The organism is Planktotalea sp. (assembly GCF_039984035.1).
Classification (GTDB): domain Bacteria; phylum Pseudomonadota; class Alphaproteobacteria; order Rhodobacterales; family Rhodobacteraceae; genus Planktotalea.
This window is the reverse complement of sequence record NZ_JBDWVM010000250.1, coordinates 1-8,791: the sequence shown is the minus strand read 5'-3', so window position 1 is coordinate 8,791 and position 8,791 is coordinate 1. Positions and strand designations below refer to the sequence as shown.

The 8,791-nt window shown below is 56.0% G+C and carries 10 protein-coding genes; all 10 read left to right on the top strand.

The features are described 5' to 3' along the window. A partial coding sequence (locus tag ABJQ89_RS11335; RefSeq protein ID WP_348496343.1) for a carboxyl transferase domain-containing protein occupies window positions 1-573 on the top strand: 573 nt, incomplete at its 5' end. Between the two features lie 66 nt (window positions 574-639). Next, on the top strand, window positions 640-2,586 hold the full coding sequence (locus ABJQ89_RS11330) for an acetyl/propionyl/methylcrotonyl-CoA carboxylase subunit alpha (protein ID WP_348496342.1): 1,947 nt from the start codon (window positions 640-642) through the stop codon (window positions 2,584-2,586). After that, window positions 2,583-3,443 carry a hydroxymethylglutaryl-CoA lyase gene (locus ABJQ89_RS11325; protein WP_348496341.1) on the top strand — a complete coding sequence of 287 codons (861 nt, stop codon included), beginning with the start codon at window positions 2,583-2,585 and terminating at the stop codon, window positions 3,441-3,443. Before ABJQ89_RS11330 ends, ABJQ89_RS11325 begins: the two co-directional genes overlap by 4 nt. A gap of 2 nt (window positions 3,444-3,445) precedes the next feature. Continuing rightward, entirely contained in the window at window positions 3,446-4,240 is a 795-nt protein-coding gene (locus ABJQ89_RS11320; RefSeq protein WP_348496340.1) for a crotonase/enoyl-CoA hydratase family protein, read from the top strand. A gap of 293 nt (window positions 4,241-4,533) precedes the next feature. Continuing rightward, window positions 4,534-4,899, top strand: coding sequence for an NADH-quinone oxidoreductase subunit A (locus ABJQ89_RS11315; RefSeq protein ID WP_348496339.1), 366 nt, complete (start codon window positions 4,534-4,536; stop codon window positions 4,897-4,899). Then, window positions 4,890-5,423, top strand: coding sequence for an NADH-quinone oxidoreductase subunit B family protein (locus ABJQ89_RS11310; RefSeq protein WP_348496338.1), 534 nt, complete (start codon window positions 4,890-4,892; stop codon window positions 5,421-5,423). Before ABJQ89_RS11315 ends, ABJQ89_RS11310 begins: the two co-directional genes overlap by 10 nt. 21 nt (window positions 5,424-5,444) lie before the next feature. Further along, the gene (locus ABJQ89_RS11305) at window positions 5,445-6,053 is read left to right on the top strand and encodes an NADH-quinone oxidoreductase subunit C (protein ID WP_348496337.1); all 609 of its coding nucleotides are present in this window, start codon (window positions 5,445-5,447) and stop codon (window positions 6,051-6,053) included. Next, window positions 6,053-7,276, top strand: a complete 1,224-nt coding sequence (locus ABJQ89_RS11300) for an NADH-quinone oxidoreductase subunit D (protein ID WP_348496336.1) — start codon at window positions 6,053-6,055, stop codon at window positions 7,274-7,276. Before ABJQ89_RS11305 ends, ABJQ89_RS11300 begins: the two co-directional genes overlap by 1 nt. After that, window positions 7,273-7,587 (top strand): hypothetical protein, encoded by a 315-nt coding sequence (locus ABJQ89_RS11295; RefSeq protein ID WP_348496335.1) that lies wholly within the window; start codon window positions 7,273-7,275, stop codon window positions 7,585-7,587. Before ABJQ89_RS11300 ends, ABJQ89_RS11295 begins: the two co-directional genes overlap by 4 nt. Window positions 7,588-7,604: 17 nt before the next feature. Then, window positions 7,605-8,791, top strand: a 1,187-nt coding sequence (locus tag ABJQ89_RS11290) for an NADH-quinone oxidoreductase subunit E (RefSeq protein ID WP_348496334.1), incomplete at its 3' end; no start/stop codon positions are given.

The following is an 8,791-nucleotide window of genomic DNA, read 5'->3' as shown; positions in this document are numbered from 1 at the left end:
GGCGTGCTGTTTTCCGAAGCGGCGCAGAAGGGCGCGCACTTTGTTGAGCTGTGCTCGCAGCGTAAAATCCCGCTGGTGTTCTTGCAAAACATCACCGGATTTATGGTGGGTCGCAAATACGAAAACGAAGGCATCGCGCGTCATGGCGCGAAGTTGGTGACGGCTGTTGCGACGACATCAGTGCCGAAAATCACCATGCTTGTGGGCGGCTCTTTCGGGGCTGGAAACTATGGCATGGCGGGGCGCGCCTATCAGCCGCGGTTCTTGTGGACGTGGCCGAATAGCCGCATTTCCGTCATGGGCGGCGCGCAGGCTGCGGGCGTTTTGGCGACCGTCAAACGCGATGCGATTGAACGTAAGGGCGGCACGTGGTCAGCCGAAGAAGAGGCGACATTCAAGCAGCCCACCATCGATATGTTCGAAGAGCAAAGCCATCCGCTCTATGCCTCTGCGCGCCTGTGGGACGATGGTATTATCGATCCACGCAAAAGCCGCGATGTATTGGCGCTGAGCCTCTCCGCCTCTTTGAATGCCCCCATTGAGGATACGCGCTTTGGCGTGTTCCGTATGTAAGGATGTGCTTCATGTTTTACTTTAGCTTTGATCTGCAAGTATCTGAAATTAAAATGGTGATTGCGCATGTTTAATACTATACTTATCGCAAACCGCGGCGAAATCGCTTGCCGGATCATGCAAACAGCGCAGGCCAGCGGTGTGCGCTGCGTTGCAGTTTATTCTGACGCGGATCGCGGATCGCGCCATGTGGAAATGGCCGATGATGCTGTTCACATCGGTGGCTCTGCACCTGCTGAAAGCTACCTGCGAGGTGACGTGATTATCGAGGCGGCTCTGTCCAGCGGCGCGCAAGCGATCCACCCCGGTTATGGCTTTCTGTCCGAGAACCCCGATTTCGTGGAAGCGGTCGAAAAGGCGGGTCTGACCTTTATCGGGCCAAGCGCTAAAGCGATCCGTGCGATGGGCCTTAAGGATGCGGCCAAGGCGCTGATGCAAGAGGCAGGCGTGCCGGTCGTACCGGGCTATCACGGCAGCGATCAGGATGATGCCCTCTTGGCGCGGGAGGCGAAGAAAATCGGCTACCCTGTGTTGATCAAGGCGGTTGCAGGCGGCGGCGGTAAGGGCATGCGCCTTGTTGAAGAGGCAGGTGGTTTTGCCGAGGCGCTGGCGAGTGCGCGCTCTGAGGCGAAGGCGGCCTTTGGTAACTCTGACGTTCTTGTTGAGAAGTTCGTAACGAAACCGCGTCATATTGAGGTGCAAGTGTTTGGCGATGGCACAAATGCTGTACATTTGTATGAGCGCGATTGCTCGCTCCAGCGCCGTCACCAAAAGGTGATTGAAGAGGCCCCAGCGCCCGGCATGACCGTAGAGGTGCGTCAGGCAATGGGCGATGCGGCTGTGCGCGCGGCAGAGGCGATTGGCTATGCTGGGGCAGGGACGATCGAATTCATCGTGGATGGATCGGATGGCCTGCGCACGGATGGCTTTTGGTTCATGGAGATGAACACGCGTTTGCAGGTGGAACACCCTGTGACGGAGGCTGTGACGGGCGTTGATCTGGTCGAATGGCAGCTGCGCGTTGCTGCGGGGGAGCCCTTGCCACTGGCGCAAGCGGATATTCCGCTGGTTGGGCATTCCTTTGAGGCGCGTTTGTATGCGGAAGACGCGAGTAATGATTTCTTGCCGGCCACGGGCCGTTTGGCGCATCTGAAATTCGCTGACGATGCGCGCGCGGATACTGGCGTGCGCTCTGGCGATGATATCAGCCCGTTTTACGATCCGATGATCGCTAAGGTCACGGTGCATGGATCGACACGTGCCATTGCTTTGTCCAAGTTTTGCAAAGCTTTAGCGGAAACTGAGGTCGCAGGCACGGTCACGAACCTGAGCTTTCTACATGCGTTGGCAAGTCATGAAGGCTTTGCCAAGGGTGATGTAGACACGGGGTTGATTGCCCGTGATCAGAGCGATCTGACGAAACAAGCGCCGCTTGATGCGGAAACGCTGGCGAATGCTGCGATTTGCGCGGCGGACTTGCCAGTGCAGCAAGCGGCGCAGGGCTTCCATCTTTGGCAGCCGCTGTCCCAGACAATTGCGTTGCGTCATGGCGATGATGATTTGCCCTGCGTGTTGGCGTTTGAAGGCGCTGGCCAGATTCAAGTGCGCACACCGCTTGGTGATGTGGTCGCGAACCGCGGGCCGCGAGGCTGGATGCTTAATGGCGCGCGCGCTGGCGCTGCGTTGAAGGCTGAACAGTCCGTTTATGTCTTTGGGCCTGATAGCACCTCGTTTGAGATCGTTGATCCATTGGATCGTGACAGCAATCAGGGCGGGGATTTGGACGTTGTGTCCGCGCCCATGCCGGGGTTGGTAAAAGAAATGTTTGTGAAAATCGGACAAAAAGTCACCGAAGGAACCCGTATTGCGGTGCTCGAAGCAATGAAAATGGAACATTCCTTGCTCGCGCCACGTGATGGCGTTGTTGAGGAGGTGTTTGAGGCGGAAGGCAGCCAAGTAGAGGCAGGCGCGCCATTGGTTCGCTTTGAGCCAGTTGAGGGCGATGCGGCATGAACGGGGAGTTCGTTGAGATTTTTGAAGTCGGTCCGCGCGACGGGCTTCAAAATGAAAAGCGTCTGATTGATGCGGCAGACAAAATCGCGCTTGTCGATCTACTGAGCACGGCTGGCTTTCACCGGATCGAGGTGGCGAGCTTTGTCAGCCCGAAATGGGTGCCGCAAATGGCGACCAGCGCGGATGTCCTTGGGGGGATTACGCGCAGCAAGGGGATTTCCTATGCGGCCTTGACGCCTAACATGCGCGGCTTTGACGGAGCGGTTGCGGCAAAGGCGGATGAGGTGGCGATCTTCGGCTCGGCCAGTGAGGGATTTTCCAAGGCGAACATCAACGCGAGCATTGAAGAGAGCCTTGAGCGGTTTCGCCCTGTGGCACAGGCGGCGATTGCAGCGGAGATACCGGTACGCGGTTATATCTCTTGCGTGGTGAACTGCCCTTATGACGGGGCAACGGCGCCAGACGCGGTGGCGCAGGTCGCGCGCGAGTTGCACGCGATGGGCTGTTATGAGCTGTCGCTGGGGGACACCACGGGGCATGCGTATCCCGAAGAGATCAGCGCGATGTTGCGCGCGGTGCGGGATGCTGTGCCAGACGCTGTCTTGGCGGGGCACTATCATGACACGAGCGGTCGTGCGCTCGATAACATTGAAGCGTCCCTGAACGAGGGCGTTCGCGTGTTCGATGCGGCGATTGGCGGATTGGGCGGATGTCCCTATGCGCCAGGCGCGGCTGGCAATGTCGCAACGGAAGCTGTGCATGAGAGGCTCACGCAGTTGGGTTATGCGACGGGATTGAATGCAAACGTTTTAAACCGCGCGGCGGCACTGGCGCTTTCGATGCGCGAAGAGGGATGAAAATGAGCTTTGAGACGATAAAGATCGACACGGATGCGCGCGGCGTCGCGACGCTGACCCTTGCCCGCGCTGAAAAGCACAACGCGATGTCGGAGCAAATGCTTGATGAGCTGACTGCGGCGGCAAAACAGATTGGCGCTGACAAAAGCATCCGCGTTGTGATCCTTGCCGCTGAGGGCAAGAGTTTCTGTGCGGGCGGCGATTTGTCATGGATGCGCGCGCAGATGGAGATGGACGGGCCGACCCGTTCGGCGCAGGCGGGCAAGCTGGCCTATATGTTGCAAGCGCTTGATACCTTGCCGCAGCCGTTGATCGGACGCATTCACGCCAATGCCTTTGGCGGCGGCGTTGGTATGGCGAGCGTGTGCGACGTTGCCATTGGTGTGGATGGTTTGAAGATGGGGCTGACGGAGACGCGTCTTGGTTTGATCCCCGCAACGATTGGACCTTATGTTGTGGCGCGCATGGGCGCTGCAAAGGCGCGGCGCGTCTTTATGTCAGCGCGTTTGTTCGACGCTGATGAGGCGCAGGAACTTGGACTTCTGGCGAAAGTCGTCGCAGCGGATGCATTGGATGAAGCCGTTGAGGCGGAAGTTGCGCCCTATCTGCACTGCGCGCCCGGTGCGGTGGCCGATGCAAAGGCGTTGATCCGCGCTCTGTCGCGTCCGATTGAAAACGATGTGATCGAGGCGACGATTGCTGCTTTGGCAGCGCGTTGGGATGATCCTGAGTCCGCAGAGGGGATTGGTGCCTTTTTCGATAAGCGAAAACCTGATTGGGCCAGCGGGCAGGGATAAGCTATTTCCTGAGAGAATCGTTCGACTTATTTATACGGGGCTCTCGGGGACGTTTTTTCAAGATTTGGCAAATAATTTTACACGCGTAAAGTTAACCACTTTTGTCAAATTAAACTGCTTTTCGTAAATTTGCGCTTAAACTCTTAAAATCATAACCCTTCTGTAAGGGTTTGCTGCGCAATTCTTGTGCCCTGTGAGTTGACCCTTTCTTCGCGTCTCGGTAAACCCTCAAGCAAGCCAAACCCGTATTTAGCCCGCGCGCTTGCGTGGCGTATCGAAGGGAACAGTTCTTCGTGGAAGACGTAGCAAGAGAATACCTCCCCATCATCATCTTTCTGGCCGTTGCTATTGGGCTCGGATTGGTCTTGATCCTCGCGGCGATTGTGCTCGCTGTACGCAACCCTGATCCAGAAAAAGTATCGGCCTATGAATGCGGATTTAACGCCTTCGATGATGCCCGTATGAAATTCGATGTGCGCTTCTATCTGGTCGCGATCCTTTTCATCATCTTCGATCTGGAAATCGCCTTCCTCTTCCCTTGGGCCGTGGCCTTTAAGGATGTGAGCATGGTGGGTTTCTGGTCCATGATGATCTTCCTTGGTGTTCTGACCGCTGGCTTTGCCTATGAGTGGAAAAAGGGAGCGCTGGAATGGGAGTGATGACAGGCACAGCAACGGCTGGCGGCGATCGCGAACATGCGACCTCTGCTTTGAATGCGGAACTGGCGGATAAGGGCTTTTTGCTGACGTCCACCGATGACATCATCAACTGGGCGCGTACTGGGTCGCTACACTGGATGACCTTTGGTCTGGCGTGCTGCGCGGTTGAGATGATGCACACCTCTATGCCGCGCTATGACCTTGAGCGTTTCGGCACTGCGCCGCGCGCCTCCCCACGTCAATCTGATTTGATGATCGTTGCGGGCACGTTGACCAACAAGATGGCACCGGCCTTGCGCAAGGTTTACGATCAGATGCCAGAACCGCGCTACGTGATCTCCATGGGGTCCTGCGCGAATGGCGGTGGCTATTACCACTATTCCTATTCTGTTGTGCGCGGCTGTGATCGCATTGTGCCTGTAGATGTGTACGTGCCCGGTTGCCCACCAACGGCAGAGGCACTGCTCTATGGTATCATGCAGCTACAGCGCAAAATGCGCCGCACCGGAACAATCGCGCGCTAAGGCGGGCTGTAGGAGAAGACGATGAGCGAAGCGCTGCAAGAACTCGGCACCCACATCGAAATGAAACGTCCTGATTGCGTCCTGAGCTGGGCGGTAGAGCAGGGCGAGTTGAACGTCACGGTCGCGCCTGCGAATATCGTGGACCTTGTTGAGTTTCTAAAGACGGACACCAACTGCAAGTTTTCGACCCTCGTGGATATCACAGCGGTGGACTACCCAGAGCGCGGTAAGCGTTTTGATGTGATCTATCATTTCCTGTCGATGTACCGAAATCACCGCATCCGTTTGCGCCTGCAAGTGCGTGAGGAGGACATGGTGCCTTCCATCGTATCTGTGCATCCGAGCGCGAATTGGTTCGAACGTGAAGTCTATGACATGTTCGGCCTGCTGTTCTCTGGTCACCCAGACCTGCGCCGCATTCTGACGGATTACGGCTTTCGCGGTTATCCGCTGCGCAAGGATTTCCCGACGACGGGTTACACCGAGGTGCGCTACGACGAAGTTGAAAAGCGCGTTGTGTATGAGCCTGTGAGCTTGGTGCAAGAATACCGCCAGTTTGATTTTATGTCCCCATGGGAAGGCGCGAAATATGTGCTTCCGGGTGATGAGAAGCAGGAGGAGGCGAAGTAATGGACGGCTCTAAGTTCACTGACAACTCCGTAGATGCGCTTTCTGGCGAACAGAAAATCCGTAACTTTAATATCAACTTTGGCCCGCAGCACCCTGCGGCGCACGGGGTTTTGCGTCTGGTTCTCGAACTCGATGGTGAAATCGTTGAACGATGCGATCCGCACATTGGCTTGCTGCATCGTGGCACTGAAAAGCTGATGGAAAGCCGCACGTACCTGCAAAACTTGCCGTACTTCGACCGCCTCGATTACGTGGCGCCGATGAACCAAGAACATGCTTGGTGCCTCGCGATTGAAAAGCTGTGCGACATTGAAATTCCGCGTCGCGCGTCCCTCATTCGCGTGCTTTATTCCGAAATTGGCCGCGTGTTGAACCACCTGCTCAACGTGACAACGCAGGCCTTGGACGTTGGCGCGTTGACGCCGCCGCTCTGGGGTTTTGAGCAGCGCGAACAGTTGATGGTTTTCTATGAGCGTGCCTGCGGTGCGCGTCTGCACGCAGCCTATTTCCGCCCCGGCGGTGTGCATCAGGATCTGCCCGATGCGCTGCTCGATGATATCGAAGCGTGGACGTTGGAATTCCCAAAGTTCATGGATGACATGCATGAGCTGCTGACGGAAAACCGTATTTTCAAACAACGTAACGCAGACATCGGCGTCGTGACGGAGGAGGATATCCTCAACTACGGTTTCTCTGGTGTGATGGTGCGCGGCTCTGGCTTTGCTTGGGATTTGCGCCGTGCACAGCCTTATGAATGCTATGACGAGTTTGAGTTCCAAATTCCGGTGGGCAAGAATGGCGATTGCTATGATCGCTATCTCTGCCGCATGGAAGAGATGACGCAATCTGTGAGCATCATCAAACAAGCGATTGCCAAATTGCGCGAAGCGACGGGCGATGTGATGGCGCGTGGCAAGCTGAGCCCGCCAAAGCGCAGCGATATGAAAACGTCGATGGAATCTTTGATCCATCACTTCAAGCTTTATACAGAAGGCTTCCATGTCCCTGCGGGCGAAGTCTACTGCGCGGTTGAAGCGCCTAAAGGCGAATTTGGCGTCTTCCTTGTAGCGGATGGATCGAACAAACCTTACCGCTCAAAAATTCGCGCACCGGGTTTCTTGCATTTGCAAGCGATGGATCATGTCGCAGTGGGTCACCAGCTCGCGGATGTGGCGGCGATCATCGGAACGATGGACGTAGTATTCGGAGAGATTGATCGATGAAACATTTTGCATCTCTCATTGTTGCTCCCGCGTTTTTGCTCGGCTGTGTTGATGTGCCTGCCACAGGTGGCGGCGCGTCTGCGGTGGACAACTCTGCCAATTTCGATGCGGCGGTTGCGTCTATCGGATGCGAATTGAAATACGAGAGCGACTACATTCCTGTTGAATTCCAAACAGGGATGAGCCGCGAAGACATAACGAAAATGGCTGCGAGCAAAGTGCGTCGTGGTCATGCTGTGGCGCTTGCAGGGGGCGGTATCCGCTCAACGGTTGGATCGTGCGATCCGGCAGCGCAAGCCAAGCAAAGCTAGAACGGGAAGAATAGTCCATGCTCCGCCGCCTTCATAAAGACCAGCCCGACAGCTTTGCCTTCACACCTGACAATCAGGCGTGGGCCGAGGCACAGATCACGAAATATCCAGAGGGTCGTCAGGCCTCCGCGATCATTCCGCTGCTGTGGCGCGCGCAAGAGCAAGAAGGCTGGCTGACACGTCCTGCGATTGAGGGCGTATGCGAAATGCTGGGTCTTGCTTACATTCGTGGGCTTGAGGTGGCATCGTTCTATTTCATGTTCCAGCTGCAGCCTGTTGGCACTGTGGCGCACATTCAGATTTGTGGCACGCTCTCTTGCATGATTTGCGGCGCAGAAGACTTGGTGGCGGTGTGCCGCGAGAAGATCGCTGACAAGCCGCATGAGTTGAGCGCGGATGGTAAGTTTTCTTGGGAAGAAGTCGAATGTCTTGGTGCCTGCACCAACGCGCCGATGGCCCAGATCGGCAAAGATTATTATGAAGACATGACAGCGGATGGTCTGCGCGCTTTGCTTGATGGCTTTGCGGCAGGCGACGTGCCGACACCGGGTCCACAGAATGGACGTTATTCCTGCGAGCCTTTGACGGGTCTCAGCAGTTTGACCGAGTATGACAGCGGCAAAACGCAGTATAATGCGTCTGTTCAACTTGCGAATGACATTGGCGATACGGTGAAACGTATTGATGGCACTGAAGTGCCGCTTTTGGCGCCGTGGCAGGGAAAATCTGCTGGGAAAGCGTCTAAAGCGAAAGCCCCGAAGAAAACACCGAAGAAAGCAGCGCCAAAGAGCGATACAAAGGTAGCTGCGAAAGCGGCACCAGCGAAAGCCGAAGCCGTTAAGGCCGCACCTGCAAAAGCTGCGCCTGCAAAAAAAGCGAAATCAACTGCTGAAACAGCAGACACAGCCGCACCGACAGGTGCAGGCAAAAAGCCCCGCACCATGAAAGCACCGCGTAAAGCGGGCGCGGATGATCTGAAAATGATCAAAGGTGTCGGTCCTAAAATGGAAAAACTCCTGAATTCTCTGGGTTTCTTCCATTTTGATCAGGTCTCCAAGTGGAGCGCTGAAGAGGTCTCTTGGGTGGATCAGAATCTAGAAGGATTCAAAGGTCGCGTCAGCCGCGACAATTGGGTGGAACAAGCCAAAGTGCTTGCAAGCGGGGGCGAGACCGAATTTGCATCCCGTGTCAAAAAGGGCAGCGT

What these genes read in the sequence shown, in the direction of transcription:
- ABJQ89_RS11330 (WP_348496342.1), top strand. Translation starts at nt 640, where the DNA reads ATGTTTAATACTATACTTATCGCAAACCGCGGCGAAATCGCTTGCCGG.
- ABJQ89_RS11295 (WP_348496335.1), top strand. Translation starts at nt 7,273, where the DNA reads ATGAAACATTTTGCATCTCTCATTGTTGCTCCCGCGTTTTTGCTCGGC.
- ABJQ89_RS11325 (WP_348496341.1), top strand. Translation starts at nt 2,583, where the DNA reads ATGAACGGGGAGTTCGTTGAGATTTTTGAAGTCGGTCCGCGCGACGGG.
- ABJQ89_RS11300 (WP_348496336.1), top strand. Translation starts at nt 6,053, where the DNA reads ATGGACGGCTCTAAGTTCACTGACAACTCCGTAGATGCGCTTTCTGGC.
- ABJQ89_RS11320 (WP_348496340.1), top strand. Translation starts at nt 3,446, where the DNA reads ATGAGCTTTGAGACGATAAAGATCGACACGGATGCGCGCGGCGTCGCG.
- ABJQ89_RS11310 (WP_348496338.1), top strand. Translation starts at nt 4,890, where the DNA reads ATGGGAGTGATGACAGGCACAGCAACGGCTGGCGGCGATCGCGAACAT.
- ABJQ89_RS11305 (WP_348496337.1), top strand. Translation starts at nt 5,445, where the DNA reads ATGAGCGAAGCGCTGCAAGAACTCGGCACCCACATCGAAATGAAACGT.